A 25,246-nucleotide genomic window follows, 5' to 3' on the forward strand; every position below is an offset into this window, starting at 1 on the left:
AACGATAAAATGTGACGATTTCTCACATTACACCTCGGCTCTTAGTACATCCAGCGGAGGTCTTGACAGTACTTCCCGACTATTGAACACACCGATCAGAATGGTCATTACGGTTACAAGCGAAGCTACCACTACCAAAGGAAGCACGGCTGGTTTATACGGAACTTCAAACACAAATTGGGCTAACCCCCAGGTTCCGGCTATGGATAAGACAATACCCGAAAGGGCTGCTAACAAGCCCAGTAAGCCATATTCCAGAACGGTAATGCTTAAAATCTGCTCCCGGCTGGCTCCTAAGGTGCGCAACAGAACACTTTCGCGAAGCCGCTGAAACTTGCTGATAACCACTGAGCTGGCCAGTACCAATAAACCCGTCAGGATGCTAAACAGAGCCATAAACTGGATGACGAACGAGATCTGCCCCAGAATTTCATCGACCGTTTTCAGAATAAGTCCCAGATCGATAGCCGAAACATTCGGGAATTGACTGACCAGTCCGCGCTGGAGCTGGGCCGAAACCTGATTGTTGGGTACGCGGGTCATCAGTACATGGAATTGGGGAGCCTGTTCCAGAACACCCGACGGAAAAACGACCAGAAAATTAGTCTGTACCCGATTCCACTCAACGTCGCGCGTGCCGCCTACAATCGTCTGAATAGGAGCACCCTGCACGTTGAAATTCAGCGTATCGCCCAGTTTGAGATGCATCCGATCGAAGAAAGGCTTCTCCACGGAGATATAGACGGCACCATCGGCCTGATAAGGGGCTTTGCCCGAAACCAGCTTCTCCGATGAAATCAGTGTGTCGCGGTACGTAACCCGATACTCACGGGTAAAGGCCCATTTCGGCGGTCTGGCTGTGGTATCGTTTCGGTTTACGTGGTCCGTTTTGCCGTTAATATCCGATAACCGCATGGTCACGACCGGAACCTGCTGCAAAACGGGTAATTTTTGTTCGGCAACTAGTTTTTTTACCCCGCCAAGCTGTTCATTCTGAATATCGAACAGAACCATGTTGGGCTGCTTGCCACTGGCCGATAGTTCGACCTGACCCAATAACAATCCCTGAGTGAGGTAAAGTGTAGCAATCAGGAAAGCCCCCAGCCCGATAGAGGTTACAAGAATCAATGTCTGGTTATTAGGTCGGTAGAGATTGGCCAGACTTTGCCGCCAGACGTAACTCCACGAAGCGGGAAAAAACCGACGAACCAGCCAGATCAACCCTAACCCCAGTGCGGTCAATATACCAAAGGCCAGTAGCAAACCACCCGTAAAGCCAATAGCCAGCATCAGGTTTTGGGTCTGTAAATAAGCAAAACCAACCATAAAGGCAATCACCAGCAAGTACACCAGCCAGCGCAGTGGATCACGGCCGCTCAGGTCATCTTCATACGAGTTACGGATGGCCCGCAAAGGCGATACATTCCGAATCGCCAGCAGGGGCAATAGCGAAAATAGAACGGAAATCAGCAGACCCGTGCCTAAACCACCCAGAATAGCCGGGAAGGATAAAGAGGTTTCGACGGTGACGGGCAGGAAATTGCTGAAGATACGCGGTAGGATCAACTGAATGGCTGAACCCACTAAGGCACCAATGGCGGCTCCTAAAAAGCCCATGATCGCCGTCTGGATCAGGTAAATCAGAAAGGCCTGTCGGCCGCTGGCACCGAGTGTCCGCAGAATAGCAACGGAGGCAATTTTCTCTTTTACATACAGTTGAACGGCACTGGCAACGCCCACACAACCTAACAACAACGCCACAAAAGCAACTAGGCTCAGAAACTTGGTCAAATCACCGAAGGCACGCCCGGTCTGTTTTTTTCGCCCGGCTACGGTATCGTAATTAATTCCTTCCTTTTCTAATTTGGGGCCGACCTGCTTAATGATCTTTTCGACATCCGTACCATCCGTAAATCGGAAGTAGTATTTATAACTGACTCGGCTGCCACGCTGGAGTAAGTCTTCCGCCACAAACGGCAGAAAGACCGTTGGCGCGACAGTGGTAGTTACAGTCGACTGACCTGGGGTTTTGAGCACGCGACCGATAATCTTGTAGGAAACCCCGCCTACTTGTACGGAGTCACCAACCTGGGCGCCAAACTGAACCATCAGTGCGTCATCAACCAGTGCGTAATACGGTTTGGGCCGTTTTTGAAGTTGGTCTCGCCAGAGTTTCTCGGCCGACTGTGGGACAATCTGCCATTCGCCGTAATAGGGATAACTGTTCTGGGAGCCAAAATTGCTAACGCCCAGGGTTAAATTCTTGACCTGAGCCAACCTGACGCCCTGATTTTTGGGAAACGAAACCATCGACGCAAACGAAATTTCGTTGGTGTATTCGTAAGGGCTGTCAACTACATTCAGGCCATTGATCGTTTGAGAAGTAGTGGGAGTAACTTTCTTCAGCAGCGGGTAGAAAAGCTTTTCTTTCTTCGGGTCGTTAGTCGACAGCACTAAATCGGCACCTAGTAGTTCACGGGCCTGATCGTCGATACTTTGAGCCAGGTTATCGCCAAAGGAATTGATGGCTACCAGAGCAGCAATGCCCAGCACAATGGCCGACATGAACAGCAACAGCCGCTGACGACTCCGGCGACTATCGCGCCAGGCCATCCGAAACAGCCAGCCTGCGTCGGGGCGGGGGAGGAGGTTTGTCTGAAAGTGAGGGGAATCCATGATTAAAGAGCGAAAGAGTGAATGTGCGAAAGAGCGAAAAATCGGCTGAGGAGTATCACTCTTCCACTCTTTCGCTCTTTCGCTCTTTAGTATCAGTTACTACCGTCCCTCCTTTGATTCGAATGATTCGCTGGGTTCGGGAGGCCAATTCCATATCGTGGGTGACCAGTACGAGGGTGGTTCCGGCTTCGCGGTTGAGTTCGAAGAGTAGATCAACAACCGTAGCGCTGGTATCGGCATCAAGATTTCCGGTGGGTTCGTCGGCAAAGAGGAGTTTGGGGCGGTTGGCAAAAGCGCGTGCCAGCGAAACCCGCTGCTGCTCGCCCCCCGAAAGCTGAGTAGGGTAGTGGTGGCCGCGCTGCCCCAGCCCGACCCGATCCAGCAGCGCCTGAGCGGTTTTAGCGGCTCCTTTTTCGCCCCGTAGTTCGAGGGGAACCATTACATTTTCGAGGGCGGTCAGCGTGGGTAAAAGCTGAAAATTCTGAAAGATGAACCCGACATATTGGTTACGGATGGCGGCTCGCTGGTCTTCGTTAAGCGTATCCAGTCGAATGTCGTTCAGGTAGACACTGCCCGACGAAGCCCGGTCCAGCCCGGCGCACAAACCCAGTAATGTTGTTTTACCACTGCCCGACGGACCCACAATGGCAAAGGTATCTCCCGGTTCAAGCGTGAAGTTGACACCATGCAATACGGTCAGTTCACGGCCTCCGCTGGTATAGGTTTTGGTAAGATTTTCGACGCGCAGAATACTCATGGAACAAAAAACGGTTGATACGACTTTTTGATGAACATAGAGAGGCAGAGAGCACTGAGAAATGTAGTTGAAACGTAGTGTTCTCTGCGTCTCTATGTTTGGTATTAACTCCTATGAAATCAATGAAGTTCTGGCAAAATCGACAAACGGTTTATTCTGTGATAAGCGGCCTGATCGTTTGCTTAACGGTCTGGAATTGCGGTTCATCAGATACCAAAACCGCTTCAGACTCAGGTGATAGTGCATCTAAAACCGCTGTCGCTTCGCCAGCGGCTCCGGCAAAAAAGAAAACGGTCCTCTTTTATGGCAACAGCCTGACGGCTGGGTACGGGGTTGAACCGTCGGAGGCATTTCCGGCACTGGTGGGTAAAAAGATTGATTCTCTGGGGCTGAATTATACCGTTGTCAATGCCGGGTTGAGTGGCGAAACCACAGCAGGGGGGAAAAGCCGGATAAGTTGGGTGATGCGCCAGCCCGTAGCTGTATTTGTGCTCGAACTGGGTGGTAACGACGGACTTCGGGGCATACCCTTAACCGCTACCCGCCAAAACTTACAGGCCATCATGGATACGGTTCGGAGGAAAAGCCCGGAAGCCACCATCGTATTGGCTGGTATGCAGATTCCCCCCAACATGGGCGCCACCTATACCCGGGATTTTCGGGGGTTGTTTAAAGAACTGGCCGATAAGAACAACGTCGTCCTGATCCCGTTTTTACTCGAAGGCGTCGGCGGTATTCCGGCATTGAACCAGCGTGATGGCATTCACCCTACACCTGAAGGCCACAAAATTGTAGCGAATACGGTCTGGAACGTGCTGAAGCCTGTGTTGGAAAAGGAGTGACTATATTCGTTTAGAATGGATAGCCTACGCCGATGTTAAAAACGAGGTTCTGCTTTCGCCAATCAGGACTACCGAAGGCCATTTTATCGATGACCCATTCGTTGCCATCCGTTTTATAGGGTTTTCGTAAAGGGGTTGCCAGATCCAGGCGGATGAGGAAATATGACAAATCCAGACGAATGCCTACGCCTGCGCCTACTGCAATCTGTTTGTAAAAATTAGATGAAAAGGTTTCAACATCCCCATCGAAATTTTCAAGGTTGTAATAGGTCCAGACGTTACCGGCATCGACAAACAAAGCGCCTTCCAGGTATTTATTAAATTTAAGCCGCAGTTCGGTATTCGCTTCTAGCTTCACATCACCTCCTCCATCCTGGAAGGGCGGCAGATTCCGAATGGTATCGCGGGTAAATAAACCCGGTCCGATTGCCCGAGGACGGAATGCCCGGATGCTATTGCTCCCACCCACAAAATACTGTTTCGTGAAAGGGATTTGGTATCCTTTATAATTCCCATACGGAATACCTAACCCAGCAAACAGCCGATTGGCCAGCGTTAGTTTTGGGTTAAGCTGACGATAATAACGCAGATTAGCGTCGAATCGAACAAATTGAGCATACGGCACTCCAAATATGCCTTTACGATCATCGGTTGGTAATGGCTTTCGAAAGAAAAGGCTAGCTAAATTACCAGCAGCTTCAGCGTTTGCTGTAAACCGAAAGGTATTTGGCGAAATAGAACGGGCTGGTGAATTGTAGTTAAACGTGTATAACGAGCTGAGAATTAGCTGGTCCGACAGGAAAACGGTAGTCTGGTATTGGGACCTTATAATTTGTGGAATATCGGGGTTTGTTATAATGTCATAAACCCGATCTCCCACACTATTCAACGGTACGTACACATAGTTGATATTAAACGGCTGGAAAACATGCTCTACCTGCTGGTTCTGGCGCCAGGCATAGCCAAACGAAGTCTGAGCCGAGTTGATTCGATACAAGCCACCTCGAATAATTGTCTGATACCCAACAGTTGCGTTGGTTTTAGGCAATGCCTGCCGCTGATCGTATCGGAACCGAAATGGCGCCACTAACCTGGGAAAGCTTAAGGTGGCATCAGCCCCTAAGCGGTAGTTGGTTACGCTCTCACCGGCATCGCCGACCTGAAATTCGATCCCGGCATTGGCATTGACGGTAAGGAGTTCGGCCCGGTGAAGCGCGTTTCGGTTACGCCAACTCACAACGACCTGTGTACCGTTGAAGTTTGTAGAGCGAGAGGTTCCATCTAACTCGACCCGTATGGACTTGGCTGGATAGGGGGTGAGGTAATAATGCACATCCAGCACGGCAGAGTCTCCTTGCTGGTCGGGATCGAATCGGTTACGGACAAATTTAAACGCGCCTACATTAATAAATCGTGACAGCGTCAAGTCCTGCATACGGCTGTTATACCGCTGACCGGGTAAGACGGTTACAATGTCGCGGAAGAGTTTGGAGTCGAACCGACGCGTCGAGTCGATAACATGGAATTGTTGTTCGGTCTGATAAGCGCGTCGTCGGTTCGTGTCATTCCGAGCCGTCGACAGGTTATAGTTGGAGTATATAAATACGTCACGAATGTAATACGGAACCCCAGCCGCTTCGGGCATATCGGGTTTGATGGCAAAATAAAGTTTTGTGCGATGGGTAGCCGTATCATTGTCGGCCAGTACGGCCACATAATCGGGCAGGAAATAGTAAAAGCCCCGTTGTTTGATGGACTGGCTGATGCGTTCGCGTTCCAGTTTTATGTTATCGAACAGATAGGGATCGCCTTTTTTAATAATGGTTCGTCGGGAAGCTCCCAACAGCGCTTTTCGTACGGGTGTCGAATCGACCAGTACTCCCGTTGAGTCGATGTAAAACCGTTGCTTTACATCCACATCGTAAACACCTCGTGCCTTGTAGCCATCTTCCTTGAGTCGGCCAGTGGCATCTGAGCCAAAATAGCCCTGGTTTTGTAACGTTGCTTTAAAAATAGGGATGTTGGACGAAATCGCTTTGGCGCTGGCCAGCACGGGCTCCTGGCCAAATTTATTCCGGAACCAGGCCCGAAATCCATTCGGCTTTTTAGGCTCACCAAACAAATAATAAAAGCCAACTTTGTATGGGTAACCAAATAGTTGCTTGTTGGGGCGGGGACGGGCAATGCCTTCCAACTGGGTTTGCAAACCGCTTTGGTCATCTTTGGAAATGGTCGAATCGGCATGGATTACAACATCGGTTCCCATATAGAGCCGCTCGTTGGGAGGCAGATGTTTAGCGATGTTGCAGGCTCCCAATAACCATATAGAAAGTAAAAAGCAGGAAATAGGAGCGAAACGTAACCGGCGAAACGAAAAAACACCCTTTAGTTGATTCGGCCAGGAGAGAAGAATGGTGCAGTAATCGTGTAGTGTCGATAAGAATCTCATAACGGATTAGTTCATCGTTGTACCCGGCGATGACTTCCGGAAGATTTCTGATAACGTATTGTAGTCCATCGTAATGATGAAGCCAATACCTGTTTCAATAACATATCCATCCAGTACAGCCTGATAGTCGTTCCGTCGGTAGGCTCGCAGTACATACCGGCCATCGCGAGTGATATTGTAATTGGCCGAAACGTTGTCGAATACCTGATTCTGACTGGGCGTTGCTGCACTGGCCGCATTGTCCAGAACAAAGTTTTTGCCAACCGAAACCGTAACACGGCCTGCCAGAAAACTTCGGGATAGTCCTACGTTCAAATCAGTTCGTGATCCGTTGGTAGTACCACCTGTATTGGCGCTACCGGCTTGGGAAAGCAAATTGAAGTCAACGTCAAAGCCTTTCAGTACACCCGAAGCCAAGCGCCCTAACTGGTCAGAAATAAGCTTACTAACACTGCTACGAGCAAGGTTTTCGGCTTGTGTATTCAGGCCACCATTGTCGGAGCCAGAGAAGAAATCCGAAGTGTTTTCAGGCAGGAATCGGTTCAGTACCAACAGGGCAAAAACCTGTTTATTAACCTGAGAGGGGTCTTGCCGCAGGGTATTTAATTTATTTTCAACGCTTGTACCTAAGGCGCTGGATTCCGCAATTGACCCCGTTTCTGCTTCGGGTAGCCGTATGTCGAAGCTTAATTTGGGCGACGCCAGGTTGTCGCTAATAGTTAATAGAACCTCAAAAGGCAGCTTCCGCTTGAGCGACGAGGCATCCAGACTGGTTGATTCATTCCCAATCAGGTCGCCGGGTGGAGTTGAGACCTTGTAAATAGCTGTCATGTTAATATCGGCTTTGAGCGGATCGCCTGTAAAGTTGATATAGCCGCCTTTCTGAAGCTCAAACTTACGTTTTAGTACCTGATAGGTCAGGGAGTATTCGCCTTCGGTCACTTCGTATCGGCCCAGTACACTCACCTGGCCAGCGGCATTGACGCCCACATTGAGCCGCGCATTTCCGCGCACCCGCAGATTATCGCCATTGAGTTCATCGACCACAATAGTCAGCTCCGATTTCTCGTCCGCTTCCAAATCGACGGAGATCGTTGAGTTTGTCAGCTTCTCAAAAGAAAGTCGGGGTGTCAGACTATCGCGTTTGGGCTGGTAGAGGTATTTGACCAGCGCCAGCGAATCGTTATGATTAATGAACGTAACGATACCGTTGGCCTCATTGGCACTGGCGGTTTCGTCGGGCAGTACCATCGAAATTTTGCTACCATCTTCGAGTCGCACGGTACCATTGACCGAGGCATCGGAACCCGTTCCCTTGATGCGCAGATCGGTACTGACCGATGCCTGCCCGTAGGCGTAGTCGTTATCTTTACGGGAAGCATTCAGCACTTGAAAATGATCGGCCTGAACACGCAGATTATAGGCTGCATTGGGCAGGTTTTTCAATACAACCGTACCATTCGTAGTTAACGTACGACCCAGTGAATCGCGCAGGCTAAAATCATTTAGTGTAATGGTCTGCCCTGAGAATGCCAGTTTTTCCTGGTCGATGTGATAGGTCGAATTAAGTTGCTTAATATTGAACGCTACCGAATCGAAAGCGACGCTACCGTCCATTTCCGGATTGTCAATAGCCCCCGCTACGCTAAAGTCGCCAGTAAGTTTGCCTTTGGCCTGACGGAGTTCACCAAAACTAAAGGCTTCGATGGTTCGGGCGTCGAGTCGGTTGAGTTTAATCGCCAGATTCAGAGCCTCTTTGGCATTGGTTGGATTATAATATCCGGTTATGGTGGCATCGTTGTAGGGGCCAACCAGGGTGGTGTTGACACTGATTCTTCCTTCGGTTGTATTGTTGAACCGGGCTGTCAGGTTGCCGATCGGTTTCTGCATCACCTGCAGGCTGTCGACATAAATTGACCCGATAAAGGCCAGACTTTGGTCGGTACCCATATAATTCCGCACCACCACCGTTCCATTCAGTTCGCCACTGGCCAGCGTAGTGTCCTGATTGGCCAGACGTGCCAGATTTGCGACATCGAGCGACCGGGCCGTAACGCGAATCGGGGCGTTGCCATACTGCTCGGTGCTGCTGATTTCGAGCGATTGCTGCCCTTGCTCGATGTGCAGGTTGTTGATCAGCACGCCATTGTTACCATACTGCGCAAAGCCACTTGTATCGGTCTGCCAGCGCTGGTAATTGGTCAGGAGTCCATTCCGGGCAAACTGGAATCGATAACTGGAATCAATCACGCTGAGTGTGCCCGCCAGGCCATGCAAATCCCGATTGATCGAATCTTTATTGACTGCCGAAAAGCGGAACTGATTGTTGGCGGCAATCCCGTTCAGATCAGTTTCCCGGATGGTCATGCCATTATACAGCACCCCGGCAATCCGGCCATCTACTTTAAGCTGGTTGTTGGCACCACGTAGGGCAAAGGAACTTCCCTGTAGGGTGGTCGTATCGTACACAATCACACCCGTTCGGAGAGTGGCCGAAAGGGTCGTATCCCGATTGTTATCCAGATACGCATCGAGCCGTACGGTGTCCATGCGGGTAAGGGCCGGTACAAACGCCTGGAAAAGCGGATTTTGATAGGCTTTCAGCGATAGGGTAAACGCGTGTGGTGGCGGAATGCGTTTGTAGGCCAAGGCCGGTAGCGCAATGTATTGACTGATTTCGCCTGCAATGATGTCGTAAAGTTGTGGGTAATTGAACTGGCCATCCAGTTTAAGCCGGGCACCGGGCAATTGAGCAATTACGCTTTTGTTGAGACCATTGGCATCCAGACGAGCATACAGCGAATCGACGGGGTAACTTTTGCCGTTCAGATCGAGCACCGCATCCTGAGCCGAAATTGTACCGACGGGCTTTTCGGGATTGGTCGACGTCATGTTCATAACGATACGTCCTTTCAGCGATAGCGGGTCTTTGTAAAGTTTCAGTTTTTGCAGATTCAGCTCCTGAATAACGGTTTCGCCAACTACACTGGGAAACTCTCCTTTTAGACCCACCTGGGCATCCAGTTTCAGGTTCGCATTGGGGTCTTTCAGGGCTCCGGTAATGACCAGATTCCCATTGGCCAGCTTCCCTTCGGCATCCAGATTCTGATACGTATAACCGTTTAATTCGGCCGATTGAACAGCCAGATCGAAGCGAGTGGTAAGTGTATTGACATCAATCCCCTGCCCATCGACTGTAGCCCGGCCCGTAATTTTGCCAACCGTTCCTGTTTGCTTCAGCCATTTACCTGCATCGAAATCGGCCAGATTGAGTGTCCCTTTATAGGTTTGTCGTTTGCCCGAAACAAACCCCGCCAACCGCCCGTCGAAGTTGGCCGTACCCCATTCTGTAGCTAGTTTGGTATCTAAAATCAGGTCATTCAATTGTCCATTGATCTTGCCTGTCAGTTTGATTGAGGGTGGTAAGGCAATCGATGAGGGGATAGAACCTTTAGGAGCTAGTTTGTTAATGTCGGCTAAACTGGTAGTAGCTTCCTGAACCGTCATGGCAACGCCCAGATGATCGGGGTCGGTTACATTGGTCAGTCGACCACTTGCCCGGATACGGGTACCCGATAGCATCTGAAACTCCAATCGGGGCAGATTCAGCGAAGCCAGCGTTCCTACAGCCTGCGCATTGGCCCGGAACACGCCCCCCTTATTTCCGGCAAATGGTGGGGTATCGGCTAGGTCTGGAGCCAGTTGAAGCACATCATCGACTGAAAGGCGACTGTCGCGCAGGTTCACCTTCACGCTCACCCGTTTGGCAAACCTCGGGTTGGTTAACTGGCCGAGCGAGTCATAACGCAGCACCAGTTGATCGCGCAGAAGGGTGGTTGGTGTCTGGACGTAGAGTTTGGTAAGCGTGGTCGTCGTATCGGTGTAAAGCAGGTTGCCGTCGAGTTGTTGAAGGATAAATCCGCTCGTAGCCCGGAAGCGCCCGTTGCGAAGCTGACCACTGATGCGTTGCCCACGTTTTCCCAAGTCCTGATATACCAGAAAACGACCATCAATGCCCAGATTTCGTAAATCGAGGTGGCCATAATCCAGCCCCTGTTTTTGACGGGGAGCCGATTCGTCGTCGAACTGAATGCGGTTATTTGCAAACCGCACATTCGTCAGCTTCGCCTGCCAGCCGGGCGTAGACTCGCCGGGTGAAGATGAGGCTACGCCCGTTGAGGTGGACGATGCTGACGTAGCTGTCGGTTTTTTGGTTGGTTTGGTCAGCAATGCGGCAATATCCCCGTTGGTTAACTCCAGCGATCTGATGCCAATTTTCTGCCCTTCCAGATACAAATAATCCGACTCCATCGCGAGTCGTTCGGCAGCCCCCTTTGTAGCAAAATCGGCTGTTTCGACGCGGACATCCCATTTAGTATGGTTAAGTTGCCATTTCCCCAACGCCAGGTCGAGTGTATCGCCGGGTTTGCCTGGGGCGCTGGGTGGCGTCGGCAGACCTGCATACAATCGCGTGTACACATTCAATCCGTTGCCTGTGACGCTGGACAGGTGATACTTCGACTTGTCAACATCCGTTTCACTGAACGTTGCCCGTAAACTGTCGAGGTACGCATTTACATCGGCTCCGGCTACATCGTCTTTATATTTGATCCGTACATCCCGAAGCGCGATACCCGTCAGGTTGATCGCCATCGGCGTCGATACGGTGTCGGACGGCTCAGGTGCTGACCCCGTATCAAATGCGTTGAGAATATATTGGAAATTAAATGTTGTGTCGGGTAGTGTGCGGGTAATGTTCAGCCGTATACGTTCCAGTTCAATCTGATTGAGGGCCACCCGGTTATTGAGCAGTCCCCACATATCCAGATCGACCCGCATCCGGCCGCCATTCAAGAGGGTATCACCTTTGGGCGTTTGAAAAAATACATCTTCCAGTTCAATCCAGTCGGGAATTGAATAGCGGATATGCCCAATATGAAAAGGAGACTGAAGTTTTTTGGCCAGATACGAGTTTACCTGTTTCGTAACGAACTGCTGCCCCCAGGGGGTAGTGGCTACAAGCACCACAAACCCCACCAGCAACAGGATGAGGGCAAGTAAGCCGAGCAGAACACGAACAAGCAGTTTTGGCACAGGGAAAACGTTTTTTAGGCTGTTACAAACGAGAACAAACTATACCGCACATATGACGGCAATTGAAAATGGACCTGTCGAATTTCAGAAAACAGTCTTCTTTGGATAACGCGTATATAGGTCATTATGTTACTAGGAGATTTTAACGGCTTTTAAATGTCTATAATTTTCTTCTTAATGAACCATTTGTGTATCGTAATTTTCGATTTTGCCCAGATTGGTAAGGGTAGATCTGGTAAGTTGTATCGTACTGCATGAACTATGCCGAACCAATACGCGTCTTGGCCGGGGCTCATACGCATTCATCTGTACGCCGTATGGAGTGAATATGTTGCTTCTGTCATTGTTTTAGGCTGTGTACCAATGGTCCTTTGGGCAGGCCTTTTATCCGGTTTCTGCGTCTTTGTTAAACAAGATGTTGCAGACCCGGCTTACAGCGGGTAATTTTGAGCCGTACATCTGTTTACAGAATGAGCGACCTGTTTACTGCTGAAGCGATTGTCAGCCTGATAACCCTGACGTTTCTGGAAATCGTACTGGGTATCGACAATATCATTTTTATCTCCATTGCCGCCAATAAACTGGCCCGCAACGACCAGCCTAAAGCCCGAAACATCGGTCTGGGTCTGGCGATGGGTTTCCGGCTGGTGTTGCTGATGGGGATTTCGTTTGTGATTTCTCTGAGTAAACCCTTTACGCATGTCGATGCCGGTTGGTTCAAAGCTGCTTTTACGGGGCAAAGCCTGATCCTGTTTGGGGGTGGGTTGTTTCTGCTGTATAAAGCGACATCCGAGATTCACCATAAGCTGGAAGGGAGCGATCATGAGGAAACAACTGGTAGCACGAAAAGTAAAACAACGATTTCCAGCGTTGTGGCGCAGATTGCCGTTACCAACATCGTTTTTTCGATTGATTCCATCTTGACGGCTATCGGCCTGACCCAGAACGTGGCTGTTATGATGGTTGCTGTAGTGCTGTCGATTCTGATCATGATGTTTTTTGCCGGACCAGTAGGCCGGTTTGTAAACGATCACCCTACCATTCAGATGCTCGGTCTGGCCTTTCTGATCATGATTGGCTTCATGCTGTTGGCCGAGGGGGCTCACCTGTCGGAAGTGGTTATTTTCGATCAGGAGGTAGGCAGTGTGCCCAAAGGCTATCTGTATTTTGCCATTGCCTTCTCATTACTGGTTGAATTCCTGAATATCCGGCTGCGTAAAAATGAAAAGCCCGTTAAACTGCATCAGTATGATGGGCAGCCGGGTGAAGATGGAATTGTTTAAGTATAAAAAGCTTTGTCTCTTACCGACCAATTAAACGATATTCTACGTAGTCTCGGCGGCTTTGGGCCCGAGATATGGCTATCAGTTGCCGTGTGTGTACTGCTGGTGGTCGAGTTAGTATTGGTTCGGGCACTGGCGCTGTCAAACGCCCGACCGTATCTGGCTGGTTTGAGTGTATTGGTCGTAGGCGTGGCCGGAGCCTGGGCGAGTTGGCTACCTGCCAGAGGCTTCTTGTTCATGCACCTGCTGTTTGTCGATAACCAGGCCATTTTTATTCAGCAGGTAGTGGCACTAGCGGCATTGGCCGTAATCCTTTACGAAGTTGCCACGTCGCCGGATCGATTCGGGCGAGTGGTCAAACTGCCTTTGGAGTGGTATTCGATTCTGGTTGCTATGACCTTAGGCCTGTTTCTGATGGCCATGTCGGTCAATCTGCTGAGTGTCTACCTCAGTATCGAACTGGTTTCGATTTGTTCGTATCTGCTTACGGCACTTACAACCGATCGCAAAGCCTCGGAAGGGGGGATCAAGTATCTGTTGTTTGGTTCCATCAGTTCGGCAGTGATGCTTTATGGAATGTCGTTGCTCTATGGCATGACGGGTACGCTCGACCTGACCGCTGATGTATTTGGCGCCCAACTGGCTCAGCAGGAAATCCCCGTGGCCACGGTTGCCATATTGCTTACTCTGGCCGGTTTGTTGTTTAAACTGGCTGGTGTACCCTTTCATGTCTGGACTCCCGATGCCTACGAAGCCGCTCCGGTTCCAGTAGCTGCTTTTTTTTCGATCGCTCCCAAAGCGGCCGCTGCACTGGTCCTGATGCGAGTGGTCACCTCTTTGCCCATCGATTCCCCAACAGGGGGAGCTACAACGGCAGCTATACAAACGCCATTGGCTGTATTGGCGCTGGCGGGCATTCTGATCGGGAATCTGTCGGCATTGCGGCAAACAGATGCCAAGCGGTTATTGGCCTATTCGAGTATTGCCCATGCCGGATTTCTGCTGGTTGGGGTGGTGGCCATGAGCGAAGCGGGATTCAACGCTGTTTTGTTTTACATAGGTACTTACCTGTTCAGTACGCTGACCGCTTTTTTTCTGGTCGATTTGCTGGCCCGAAGCAATGGGAGTGATCTGACTATCCGAAATTTTGCGGGGCTGGGTTCACAGCAACCTCTGCTTTCAATTGCCCTTACCGTCGTGATGATCGCCTTAACGGGTTTGCCGCCGACAGTCGGATTTACAGCTAAACTGCTTTCGTTCTCAGCGCTTTACGATGCCTATCAACAAACGGGCGATGCCTGGCTACTAGCACTGTTTGGGTTAGGATTGCTCAATGCATTGATAGGACTAGCCTATTACCTTAAAATTCCATTTCTTCTGTTTTTCCGGCCCAGACCAACCGATACCGAACCCTATCCGAACGTGGCTTTGCCTAAACTGGCAGTTTGGGTGGCGGTTGGGATGGCCGTACCCGCCATCGGATTATTTCTTAAGCCAGACCTGATATCACGCTGGTTGACTAACTGGTAAATGGTCGTTCAGTAAGTCGTTAAGGGTTTCTATTCAGGGGTATTGTTTGTTTTCGTTTCTTTGCAGTCTCACAACCTGTTAGTTTATGAGTCCAGTTCTGGATATGACGCTTGATGAGTTGTTCGATCAGTTCGATAAATTGCGCGTATTGATTATTGGGGATGTTATGCTTGACTCCTATGTATGGGGCCATGTTGAGCGGATTTCACCTGAAGCGCCCGTTCCGATTGTTCGGTTCGACCGTCGTGAGTTGCGTTTGGGTGGGGCTGGAAATGTACTACTCAATGTACAGGCATTAGGCGCCGAAGCCATCATTTGCTCAGTAATCGGTACGGACACCTCGGGCGATCAGCTTGAAAAAGAACTCTGCGATCGGGGATTAAACTGTGATGGACTGATCCGTAGTGACGACCGCATCACAACCATCAAAGAGCGGATCATTGCCGGATCGCAGCAAGTGGTGCGTGTCGATACCGAAACGGATAAATACATCACGTCGGCTGAGCGGACAAAGCTGATTGACAAAGCCAAAAGTCTGATTCCGACCTGCCATGTCGTTATTTTTGAGGATTACGACAAAGGTGTTCTGAGTAAAGAGGCCATTGCTGAAATTACCGATTTTGCTAACGAACAGGGCGTACCGACGGTGGTTGATCCCAAGAAACGTAATTTCCTGTCGTATCAGAACACGACCCTGTTTAAGCCCAATCTGAAAGAACTACGCGAAGGCTTGAAAGTCGACTTCGATGTCGACGATCCGGCCGAGTTTCAGGCGGCTGTTGATCAACTGAAGCAGCAGTTGAACCTGAAGGGCGCATTGATTACACTTTCCGAGCGAGGGGTATTTATTGATTTCAACGGCGAGAAACAGAAGCTTCCAGCCCACATTCGCAAAATTGCCGATGTGTCGGGTGCGGGTGATACGGTGATTAGCATTGCCGCCTGCTGTGTTGCTCTAAAACAACCCCCACACATCATTGCCGGATTGTCGAACCTGGGTGGTGGCCTGGTTTGTGAATCGGTCGGCGTAGTGCCAATCGACAAAGCAAAACTGAAAGAAGAAGCAAAGGAGAATCTGTTAGGCTGATCGGAACGTTTGGCCTTTCGGCTTACTAGGAGGTTAGATTATATAACAGAAATTAGATATGCTAACTTATGAATCAGCCAAGGAGCTAGCTGAATCTTACCTTCAAAAGAAAACCGAAAGTCAAGTTGACTACGATCCTGTATACTTAGCGTACCTACAGCGGAATGACCCTACTTATGTGCAGAAGAAAGTAGCTCTTGTTTTGACTAATAGTCGAGAAGAATCATTTGGTTGGATATTTTTCTACAACTCTAAGGAGTTCGTAGAAACAGGAAATATAAGTTATGCGCTGGGTGGGAATTCGCCAATCATTATTAACAAACAGACCGGTGAACTATGGGTGACTGGTACAGCTCAACCCATAGAATTTTACATTGAGCGATACCGGGCAAAGATCGGATTAGCCTAACATAAATTGAGCTATAAAACTTGCCTGAGAAAATTACAAGCTATGCAATTTGACACAGCTTGTAATTTTCCTGTCGTTATCTGTTGAAATATTAAATGGCTCCTAGTTCTTTCACTGCATCGACAAAACAACGGGCTTTGTCGCGGTCGGTGTCAGGATAGATGCCGTGACCGAGATTGGCGATGTAATGCTGATGACCGAACCCGTCGAACATTCGCTTTACTTCGGCCCGAATCTGGGCAAAATCGGCATACAGCACACAAGGGTCCAGGTTGCCCTGCAAGACCCGGTCGGGAATCAATTGTCGCGACTCATGCGGGTCCATGTTCCAGTCCAGACCGACCACATCACAACTTAATTGACCAATTTCCTGCCGGGCAAAAAAGGCGCCTTTCGCAAAAACAGTGATGGGTACTTCGCGGTCCGGCGTTCCGGTGATCAGATCGCAGATTTGCTTGATATAGGGAAGCGAAAATGTCCGGTATTGTTCGGGTGAGAGAATACCTGCCCACGAGTCGAAAATCTGTATCAGATCGGCCCCTGCCCGGATTTGGGCCTGCAAATACGCAATGGTACTGTCGGTAATCTGCTGTAGCAGCGCGTGTGCAAAATCGGGGTCGGTATAGAGTAGCTTTTTAGCAACCGAGAAGGTTTTGGAGCCTTTGCCCTCGGTCATGTAACAGAAAATAGTGAACGGTGCGCCAGCAAATCCGATCAGCGGAACCCGCCCATTCAACTCCTTTTTGGTCAGCTTGATGGCATCCAGCACATAGCCCAGGTCACTTTCGGCATCGGCCACCCGTAGCCGTTTGAGATCGTCCATGGTGCGGACCGTTTCCGGAAAAACAGGACCACGACTTTCGATCATCTCGTAGGGGAGCCCCATCGCTTCGGGAATCACCAGAATGTCGGAGAAGATGATGGCCGCATCGACGTCAAACGCATCGACGGGCTGAATGGTCACTTCGGCCGCTAGTTCGGGAGTTTTGGCTAGGGTGATAAAGCTACCAGCCTGTTCGCGGACGGCACGATACTCCGGTAACACGCGCCCGGCCTGCCGCATCATCCAGACCGGAACCCGTTCGGTCAGTTCGCCCCGTGCGGTGCGGAGCAGCAGATCATTTTGTAAAGTCATGGTGCAAAAGTACGCTGGCAACGCGAAATTTCAGGCCACGAAGTCGGGTGTGTTCTCAAACCATTTTATAATTCGCCAATTTTGCCGAAAAAATCAGCTTTACATGCCCACACTTTTTATTGATGCCGAACGGTTGCGTGATCTCAACAGTGGTTTAGGGCAAGTTTGTTTGCATCTTGGTCAGGAGCTTGTGCGCCAATCGTCAGCCGGATGGAAGCTAACCTTTCTGGTATCCAAAGGGAAAGCCGGGATTTTCGGCGATTCCGTAACGTATATGGAAGCTTCCTGGATGCGTAAATTCTGGATTCCAGATTCGTATGACGTGTGGCATTGCCTGCATCAGGATTCGGCTTATCTGCCCAGTCGGGCCAAACTGATCCTGACGATTCACGACCTTAATTTTCTGGAACGACCTGATTATTCGGAGTCTACCAAAGCCCGTAAACGGGCGCGGTTACAAAAAAAAGTAAATCGGGCTGCGGCCCTAACCGCTATTTCCCAGTATACGGCATCCGTAGTTCGGGAACAGTTGTTGACTGATAAGCCGATACAGGTTATTTCGAATGGTGTAGCCGTTAAGCCTGCCGATACCCCAACCGAATTGCCAAAATTGGCCTGGACAGATTCGGTAATGGACTCGCCTTTCTTTTTGTTTGTTGGGGTGATCCATCCCAAAAAAAACGTCCATACGTTGCTGCCCATGCTGGAGGCCTTTCCTGATTATCGATTGATACTGGCTGGGCCTGATGGGCACCCCTATGCACAGCACATTCGTGAGCAAGCCGAAAAGTTGGGTATTGCCGACCGGCTATTGATGCCTGGCCCCGTCGATGAATCGACAAAGTTGTGGCTCTATGCACATTGTACGGCCTTTTTGTTCCCGTCTTTATCCGAAGGGTTTGGGCTGCCCGTAGCTGAGGCCATGACCTTCGGCAAGCCGGTATTTATTTCCCGGCTTACGAGCTTGCCCGAAGTGGGCGGCAAAGAAGCTTATTACTTCGAGAATTTCGATCCCGAAAGCATGGCCCAAACTCTGGACGAAGGTTTACGGGATTTCAACCAGAACCCACTCCGTCAGGAGCGGTTGCGCCGACGAGCAGCTATGTTTAGTTGGCCTAGCGTTGCCAATGAGTATTGGGAGTTATATAAAGGATTGGTCCAATAAGGTTTTAGTGAGTTGCGTATCTGGCGTACAACGACTCATACATCAGATTACCCGTACGCATATACAAACCAAATGTAGCTAGATAGAGAGAAATCAGGATTGGCTGACAAGGATACGGTACTATAGGTAGAATCCAATAATACCCTACGACTCCCGTAGCATATAGTATTGGGATTATGAAACCGTGTCGTTTTAGTAGATACAATGCTTCTGTAGGCGGATTGTGAATACCATACCTGAAAAGAGCTTTTAGATAGGGCCAGGCTATTGAGAGTACCAGAACAAGTTTTCCTAGGATAAAGCCTTGTGCCGCGCCGTTAAAGATCTTATCCCATGTTTCCCCTTCTAATGGATTGTACGTATACCAGAGAATGGACAAAACGAGTACGAACAGGTAAACAGGGACTGTCTGTCGCCATAGAAGCGGTTTTTGAAACTGTGCTGTCAATGTCTGTTGCCAACGTTGGTCGTAGTGGGCAAACGTCACCCGATTATATTTTCGCTCCATTTTCTGTAACCCTTTGCGACCGCCAAAAGCGTTCTGTACTTCGACTAAAGCAGTTTCAAACGTCATGCCCTGCGCCATGAATTCAGCGAGAGCGACGGTATAGTGATCAGTAAGTTCGAGAATCAATTCCTCATTGGTAAGCAGATTGATTTCCCGAAGATGATAGTCAAGGGCAGATTGTTGGGCAGCGGTGAGCATAGTGATTAAGCGAGTTTGTAATAGAACTTTTTATAGAATAGCTGAATAAAACTAAGGCTATAGAGCAGAGTCAGCAGGCAAATCAGTACCGATAGCATCGGGTAAGTCTGTAAAAAATCGCGAACAATTTGCGATCCGTTTTCAGAAAAACCGTTGGTTAGATGCAGACTGATCTGGAATAGGTTTATGGGAATCATACCCTGATTTTGGAAGTATTGCCAAACCAGTTTTCCAGTCGAAATACGTTGGTCTATACTTTTAAAATATCCCCAAACCAATAGCAATAATGGGACTAAGACCAGATAGAAAACGCTGGTAAGAACACGGTCGGGAGAAAATAAGGGGACCAGCACGAAAAGGAGTATACAGAGCAGGGTAGTGGATACTATATATGGCCAGCGAAAATAACTTTTCAGAATGGTCCTATGCTGAATACGCACCTGTCGGAGGATGCTTTTTTCATAATCCTTTTGAATGTGCTCAATCCCTATGCCACCACCTAGCTCGAACCAGGCCCATTTACTGGCTTCGTCAAACGACTGTCCGGCTACCATCTTCTGCTCGGTGAGTGTAGCGTAGTGGTCAACTAATTCGGCTAATAAATCGTCGTACTGGATAGAGGCCAGCCCAATCAGATCATGTCGCAAAGCAGTCAGTTGTTTGGTAGAAAGGGGCATGGTTACAAGCTAGGTTTTAGTTTCAGAACCAGGTTCAGGTTGTCCAGAAAGGCAGTTAGTTCAGCAATACGTCCGGCGGCTTCGGTATGGCCGGTTTTGGTGAGTGAGTAGTACTTCCGGGCGCGGCCATCCACAATCTGCGTTTCGGTGGTGAGTAACCCTTCGGCTTCGAGCTTATGCAGAGCCGGATACAAGGCTCCCTCGGTAATGGCCATTTCGCCAGCCGTTAGTTCCTTCACTTTCTGCGTAATTTCATACCCGTACATCTTGTCACGGTCTTCCAGTAGCCGCAGGATTATGACCGACAGACTACCTTTCAATAAAGAGGAGTTATTGGATGTGTTCATACCTCAAATATACAAAGATAATTTATATACCTCCAAATCTTATGTATAAGTCTGAACCGGGATTTAACGGATTTACAGATTAACAAGATTTTGTTTTAGACCAGAGAGGCCTTTTTTCAAAATCTGTTTAATCCCTAAATCAGATAAATTCCGCCGGGCCGACGTTTCGGTTATCTTTGCAGCACGAATGAAAACATATAGTCGATTACTTTCCTTTGCCAGGCCGCTGGGTCGCTTCCTGACGCCCTTTGTATTGACGTCGCTGATTGCCAGTGTGTTTGGTGTGCTCAATTTTACGTTGCTGATTCCCCTGCTGAGTATTCTGTTCGAGCAGGTCGATGCCAAAAAGATGCAGGCGTTTCTGAATCAGCCCGCTCCCTCCATCACCTCATCGCCAACCGAAGCGTTCAATTACTACTTTGCTCAGGTGTTTCAGGAATACGGCAAAATAGGCGCACTTCAGTTTGTGTGTGGCATTATTGTGTTGTCGGTACTGCTAAGCAATGTTTTTAAGTATTTGTCGGTCAGGCAGCTAGAATCGTTTAAGGCCCGAATGGTGGCCACACTACGTGAAACGGTTTTTAGCCGGACCATTCAATTGCATCTGGGCTTTTTCTCCAACGAACGGAAAGGGAATCTGATGTCGCGGATCACAACGGATGTGCAGGAGGTTGAAAATTCCATTGCCAATACGTTGTCGGCGGGGTCAAAAGAAGTGTTTTTGCTGTTGGGCTACATCATTGCTTTACTCAGCATTTCGGTGAAGCTGACGCTGTTTGCCATCATCGTTATTCCACTTTCGGGTGGTTTTATTGCCACGCTGGTTCGGCGAATGAAACGCGATGCCCAGGAGGGGCAGCAACGGCTAAGCAGCCTGGTAAGTTTGCTCGACGAAACCTTTGGCGGCATGCGGGTAGTGAAAGGGTTTGTGGCCGAAGGATTTATTCTCGATAAGTTTCGGCAGGAGAACGAAGGGTATCGGCAGGCAGTCCGGTCGCTGGCAAACCGCCGGGAGTTGGCGTCACCGTTTTCCGAAGTTATGGGCGTGGCCGTAGTGGCTGGTATTCTGCTCTATGGCGGATCGCTGGTGTTGAGTGGGCAATCGGACCTGACAGCCGCCCAGTTTATTGCGTATATCGCTATTTTTTCGCAGGTGACGCGCCCGGCCAAAGACATATCGAACGCCTTTAGTGGCTCACAGCGCGGGCTGGCTTCGGGTGAGCGGGTGCTGGAACTCATCGATACGCAGTCGGCAGTTCAGGATAAACCCGGCGCTGTTACGCTGGGTAAGTTCAGCGACCGGATTGCGGTGCAGTCGGTATCGTTTGCCTACAATGAGGATACGCCCGTGTTGCGCGACATTAGTTTTGAGCTAACCAAAGGCAAAACCATCGCGCTGGTCGGTTCGTCGGGTGGTGGGAAATCGACCATTGCCGATCTGATTCCCCGTTTTTATGACCCAACCTCAGGGCAAATTCGCATCGATGGAGTGGACTTGCGCGATTGTACGATGGCGTCGCTACGGGCTCAAATGGGCATTGTGACTCAGGAAAGTATTCTGTTCAATGACACGATTTTCAACAACATCGCTTTTGGTAGTAAAGCGACGGAGGCTGAGGTGATGGAAGCGGCCCGTATTGCCAATGCACATGAGTTCATTATGGCTCAACCCGACGGTTACCAGACCGTTATTGGCGACCGGGGCGGCAAGCTATCGGGTGGGCAGCGCCAGCGTATCAGCATTGCCCGCGCCATTCTGAAAAACCCGCCGATCCTGATTCTGGATGAAGCGACGTCGGCCCTCGATACCGAGTCGGAAAAACTAGTTCAGGAGGCCTTAACCCGTCTGATGACCAACCGGACTACGCTCGTCATTGCCCACCGACTGAGCACGATCCAGCATGCCGATGAAATTCTGGTTGTGAATCAGGGCCGTATCGTGGAGCGGGGCCGCCATGATGAGCTGCTATCGCTGGATGAAGGCTTTTACCGCAAACTGAGCACGATGCAGAGTGTATAAAGAGTTTTGTCAGGCCTCCCTGGGTAGCCTGACAAAATGCGAGACTGGACACATTCGCTATTTACTCACCACAATCCGCCACTCAGGACCGCTGAACACCTTATATTTCTCCGAAAAATTGCCCTGGTTTACAGCTATTGAGAAATTTAACAGGCTGTTGATGTAGGCCACATCGTCGCCAACAGGGGCTTCTCCAAAGGTATTGACGAACGTAACGGATTTGTCGTATAGCGGCTGATCGTTCTGGAAAATCTGCACACGTACCATAGAACCCGGCTTTAGGCCAAGCTGGTCGATCATGGATTTAGGAACATTACTCCACACATTCCCATACTGAATATCCAGTACCGGGATGGTTCCCTTTACAATGCCATTGGCTGATTCGGCTTTCTGATACGGCAATTGCACCACCTGGTTGGGCAGTTTGGGGCCTACCTGCTCGAAACGGATGGTATGTGAGGCCAATCGGGCGGCTGTATAGGCATACACATCGCGTCCGTGAAACGTGTACGACTGATTTGAATTCCTTAGTCGGTTGATGGCTTCGTCGATTTGCCGAATCTCGTTAATGCCCAGATGCTCGGCTACCAGGGTTAGGGTTCCGTTGTCCGGGGTTACGATATAATGGCCCGTGTTGGTCAATAGCACCACCGAATGCCGTTCAGTACCAACACCGGGGTCACAAACCGACACAAATACCGTTCCTTTGGGGTAATACGGAACCGTCTGATGCAGTCGATAGGCGGCTTCCCAGATATTGTAAGCCGGGATGTCGTGCGTGAGGTCGAACAGTTTAAGGGTAGGTGACACACCCATTGCTACGCCTTTCATAGCTGATACAGCCCCATCTTTCAAACCAAAATCAGACTGAAAAACGACGATTCCGTTTTGGGCAAAAGCAGACTTTGAGGTTACTAGCCAGCAAACGAGGAGAAAACGGTAAACGATACGCATAGTAGTAGGTAGTTACGGTTTAGAGGACTTGTGAATGATCTTTCGAAAACGTTAAGGACGTACGGATGTCCCGGCTTCGGAAAATTCGGCAGAACCATCTGCATAAGCGATCAGACCAATACCAACGATACTTACCAGGTCGGTGATCGTAAGCAGTAGGTGAATCCAGTTGAAATCGATCGGTAAAAGTGTCAGGAAATAGCCAAGTAAGTAAACTCCCCAAACTACAGGAACGGGCGTAGTAGCCAGTCGGAGCAACGGTCGATTCGCTTTTGTCACTCCAGCCACCTCGCTTTTGATTCGCTTTAACGTAAACAGGATGAATACGTAGTCAATCAGGGCAATCAGCCCCCAGATTAGTTTTGGAACAACCTGAATCTCATTGGCGAACGTAAGTTGCTGGTGACCGATGTAGCTGGCGATGACCATAAAAAAAGCGGACAGCAGCAGAGAGGCCAGGGAGCGTTTAATGGATTCAAGCCGGATATTGTTGATCAGAAGCGTATGGATCAGAAGCAATGGAGTGGTAATAAACCAGCCCATGTAACGATACTGACTGAGGGCATTGAACGATTCGCGTAGGAGCGTCTGGCGATCGTTTCCATCAGTAACGGTAGGTAACTCCGCCAGCACATCCCGATAATACGTTTGTAGCAGATAATAAATAAAGCCCAGTGCTAAGGTGCCTATAGCCAGCAGATTCGGCATCTGTCGGTAAGGTGGGCGTGTGGGGGAAAGCGACAGTTTGGTATACGAGAGCAGGATGAAAATGACATTGCTCAGAAACGAAATCATCGCTACAATCAGAACGAAATACGTTATCATGGGCAGGAGTCCAGCCGTGCCTGCCGTTGGAATAAATGAATTGGCTACGTCCATAAATACAAAAATGGGAGGCATGAATATACCTCCCATTTCTATATAGCTCGTAGAACAGGGTTTTTATTTTTGCATTCCCTTGATCTGTTCAATCTCTTTCTTCGATCTGTCGATCAATTGTTGCGCATACGTTCGTAGGGTTTCGTTTTTGCCATATTGCAAATAGGTAGTAGCCATATCGATGGCATCCTGACGCTGATCGGCCAGCAACGTAGCGAAGTTCTTGTCCAGGTTGCTGCTCAGTTTGTCGCTGGATCCTGTTTGCTGCAACTTCAGGCTCATAGCCTCAATGTTGCGGCTTTGCTGTTGCGTAAACGCCTGGCTCGGACGAGTCGGCTTTAACTGGCGCATGGTCCCATCGACCAGATTGATATCGGCTTCTGTAGCGGGCAGCAATGTTTTTGCCATTTTCAGCAGCGATGTGTCCTTACCGTTTTGAATTTCCTGTTTCAGCAGATCCTGAGCACCCTGGGCATGAATCTTGGCCTGAAAGGCATAATCGAAATCAGGGTCGCCTGTGGCTACCAGTTTCTTTATTTTTGTAACCGTCTGTTGTAAGGGGGTGAGCAAAGCGGTTTTGGCGGGGTCGCTCGCTGACTGGGTCGATGTAGCGGCACTTGTCGTGGCCTGAGCACAGGCGGCCAACGAAATGCCAGACAGAGAGAAAGCTAATCCCCAGACCACTAAATTGGATTGTAGCGTTTTCATGCTTTGTAAATGGTTTTTTACAGACAATATCAATCGCCTAAGTAAACGGATTATATACTAAAGACAAAAATGAAGCCAGAAGGTTTAATCGCTTTGATGATTGTCTGATTAGAAGGTATTTGCAATAATTTATTCCGCTAAGCTTTGAGACAGGAGGGAGGAAATTATTTTAACAGTGGTTGGGGCATTGAATATTTTTCGGAGAGCATTGATTAATTCTTCATCACTATTAATCTCAATAGACTCCTTATATGGATCATTTTCCTCTGGATACCAGTAAATAGACAAAGGGTAAAAGTTTATGATTTTATGAACGATGTAAAAGACTTCAAAGCGATAGTTATTCATTGCTGGAGCAACTACATAAAATTTATGTATTAAGTTGTTTTGATAGGTAGATGTGTCCACGTCTGCCGAAAGTACATTGTTCGTTTTAGCCATTAGATACCCTGCTTGTTCCTTTAAAATGGCTTTGGGGCTTTTGGTAGGTTCAATAGCAAAATCAGGCCAGAGGTTTTGCATTTCCAT

General features: G+C 49.3%; 19 protein-coding genes. 7 read left to right on the forward strand and 12 right to left on the reverse strand.

The window, feature by feature from the left end; translation table 11 throughout:
• Positions 1-27: 27 nt before the first annotated feature.
• On the reverse strand, positions 28-2,613 hold the full coding sequence (locus B153_RS0100075) for an ABC transporter permease (RefSeq protein WP_026261798.1): 2,586 nt from the start codon (positions 2,611-2,613) through the stop codon (positions 28-30).
• A gap of 118 nt (positions 2,614-2,731) precedes the next feature.
• Positions 2,732-3,433: an ABC transporter ATP-binding protein gene (locus B153_RS0100080; RefSeq protein WP_020594603.1), complete on the reverse strand. Its 702-nt coding sequence runs from the start codon at positions 3,431-3,433 to the stop codon at positions 2,732-2,734.
• 122 nt (positions 3,434-3,555) lie between these two features.
• Here B153_RS0100080 and B153_RS0100085 point away from each other — a divergent pair, with 122 nt between their 5' ends.
• Positions 3,556-4,275 (forward strand): arylesterase, encoded by a 720-nt coding sequence (locus tag B153_RS0100085; protein ID WP_020594604.1) that lies wholly within the window; start codon positions 3,556-3,558, stop codon positions 4,273-4,275.
• 10 nt (positions 4,276-4,285) lie between these two features.
• Here the strand turns inward: B153_RS0100085 and tamL are convergent, their stop codons facing one another.
• Together tamL and B153_RS0100095 are read right to left on the reverse strand one after the other, a co-directional pair.
• Positions 4,286-6,724, reverse strand: a complete 2,439-nt coding sequence (gene tamL / locus B153_RS0100090; protein WP_026261799.1) for a translocation and assembly module lipoprotein TamL — start codon at positions 6,722-6,724, stop codon at positions 4,286-4,288.
• 6 nt (positions 6,725-6,730) lie between these two features.
• The gene (locus B153_RS0100095) at positions 6,731-11,818 is read right to left on the reverse strand and encodes a translocation/assembly module TamB domain-containing protein (RefSeq protein WP_020594606.1); all 5,088 of its coding nucleotides are present in this window, start codon (positions 11,816-11,818) and stop codon (positions 6,731-6,733) included.
• A 470-nt stretch (positions 11,819-12,288) separates the two neighbouring features.
• Here B153_RS0100095 and B153_RS0100100 point away from each other — a divergent pair, with 470 nt between their 5' ends.
• The 4 genes from B153_RS0100100 (at position 12,289) to B153_RS34405 (ending at position 16,127) form a co-directional block, all read left to right on the forward strand.
• A complete protein-coding gene (locus tag B153_RS0100100; RefSeq protein ID WP_020594607.1) occupies positions 12,289-13,101 on the forward strand; it encodes a TerC family protein in 813 nt (270 codons plus the stop codon).
• A 12-nt stretch (positions 13,102-13,113) separates the two neighbouring features.
• Positions 13,114-14,631 (forward strand): NADH-quinone oxidoreductase subunit N, encoded by a 1,518-nt coding sequence (locus B153_RS0100105; protein WP_020594608.1) that lies wholly within the window; start codon positions 13,114-13,116, stop codon positions 14,629-14,631.
• Positions 14,632-14,716: 85 nt separating this feature from the next.
• Complete coding sequence (locus B153_RS0100110) at positions 14,717-15,718, forward strand: bifunctional heptose 7-phosphate kinase/heptose 1-phosphate adenyltransferase (RefSeq protein ID WP_020594609.1); 1,002 nt, start codon at positions 14,717-14,719, stop codon at positions 15,716-15,718.
• 58 nt (positions 15,719-15,776) lie between these two features.
• Complete coding sequence (locus B153_RS34405) at positions 15,777-16,127, forward strand: YrhB domain-containing protein (protein ID WP_020594610.1); 351 nt, start codon at positions 15,777-15,779, stop codon at positions 16,125-16,127.
• Positions 16,128-16,218: 91 nt separating this feature from the next.
• On the opposite strand, the gene hemE is transcribed toward B153_RS34405, so the two are convergent.
• Positions 16,219-17,262: a uroporphyrinogen decarboxylase gene (hemE, locus tag B153_RS0100120; protein ID WP_020594611.1), complete on the reverse strand. Its 1,044-nt coding sequence runs from the start codon at positions 17,260-17,262 to the stop codon at positions 16,219-16,221.
• A 103-nt stretch (positions 17,263-17,365) separates the two neighbouring features.
• On the opposite strand from hemE, the gene B153_RS0100125 reads away from it, so the two are divergent.
• Entirely contained in the window at positions 17,366-18,427 is a 1,062-nt protein-coding gene (locus B153_RS0100125; RefSeq protein ID WP_026261800.1) for a glycosyltransferase family 4 protein, read from the forward strand.
• Positions 18,428-18,431: 4 nt separating this feature from the next.
• Here the strand turns inward: B153_RS0100125 and B153_RS0100130 are convergent, their stop codons facing one another.
• From B153_RS0100130 to B153_RS0100140, 3 genes are read right to left on the reverse strand one after another with little or no spacing between them, the layout of a single operon-like run.
• On the reverse strand, positions 18,432-19,133 hold the full coding sequence (locus B153_RS0100130) for a hypothetical protein (protein ID WP_020594613.1): 702 nt from the start codon (positions 19,131-19,133) through the stop codon (positions 18,432-18,434).
• A 5-nt stretch (positions 19,134-19,138) separates the two neighbouring features.
• Entirely contained in the window at positions 19,139-19,810 is a 672-nt protein-coding gene (locus B153_RS0100135) for a hypothetical protein (RefSeq protein ID WP_020594614.1), read from the reverse strand.
• 2 nt (positions 19,811-19,812) lie between these two features.
• Positions 19,813-20,157 (reverse strand): PadR family transcriptional regulator, encoded by a 345-nt coding sequence (locus tag B153_RS0100140; protein WP_026261801.1) that lies wholly within the window; start codon positions 20,155-20,157, stop codon positions 19,813-19,815.
• 187 nt (positions 20,158-20,344) lie between these two features.
• Here B153_RS0100140 and B153_RS0100145 point away from each other — a divergent pair, with 187 nt between their 5' ends.
• Positions 20,345-22,177, forward strand: coding sequence for an ABC transporter ATP-binding protein (locus tag B153_RS0100145; RefSeq protein WP_020594616.1), 1,833 nt, complete (start codon positions 20,345-20,347; stop codon positions 22,175-22,177).
• Positions 22,178-22,234: 57 nt separating this feature from the next.
• Here B153_RS0100145 and B153_RS0100150 read toward each other — a convergent pair whose 3' ends face one another.
• The 4 genes from B153_RS0100150 to B153_RS0100165 all read right to left on the reverse strand — a co-directional run bounded on the left by B153_RS0100150 (position 22,235) and on the right by B153_RS0100165 (position 25,246).
• Positions 22,235-23,131, reverse strand: coding sequence for an SAM hydrolase/SAM-dependent halogenase family protein (locus B153_RS0100150; RefSeq protein WP_020594617.1), 897 nt, complete (start codon positions 23,129-23,131; stop codon positions 22,235-22,237).
• A gap of 51 nt (positions 23,132-23,182) precedes the next feature.
• Positions 23,183-24,031 (reverse strand): bacteriorhodopsin, encoded by an 849-nt coding sequence (locus B153_RS0100155; RefSeq protein WP_245564809.1) that lies wholly within the window; start codon positions 24,029-24,031, stop codon positions 23,183-23,185.
• Between the two features lie 42 nt (positions 24,032-24,073).
• On the reverse strand, positions 24,074-24,718 hold the full coding sequence (locus tag B153_RS0100160; RefSeq protein WP_020594619.1) for a DUF305 domain-containing protein: 645 nt from the start codon (positions 24,716-24,718) through the stop codon (positions 24,074-24,076).
• 129 nt (positions 24,719-24,847) lie between these two features.
• Positions 24,848-25,246 carry a hypothetical protein gene (locus B153_RS0100165; RefSeq protein ID WP_040760586.1) on the reverse strand — a complete coding sequence of 133 codons (399 nt, stop codon included), beginning with the start codon at positions 25,244-25,246 and terminating at the stop codon, positions 24,848-24,850.

This window comes from Spirosoma panaciterrae DSM 21099 (assembly GCF_000374025.1).
In the GTDB taxonomy this organism is placed as follows: Bacteria; Bacteroidota; Bacteroidia; order Cytophagales; family Spirosomataceae; genus Spirosoma; species Spirosoma panaciterrae.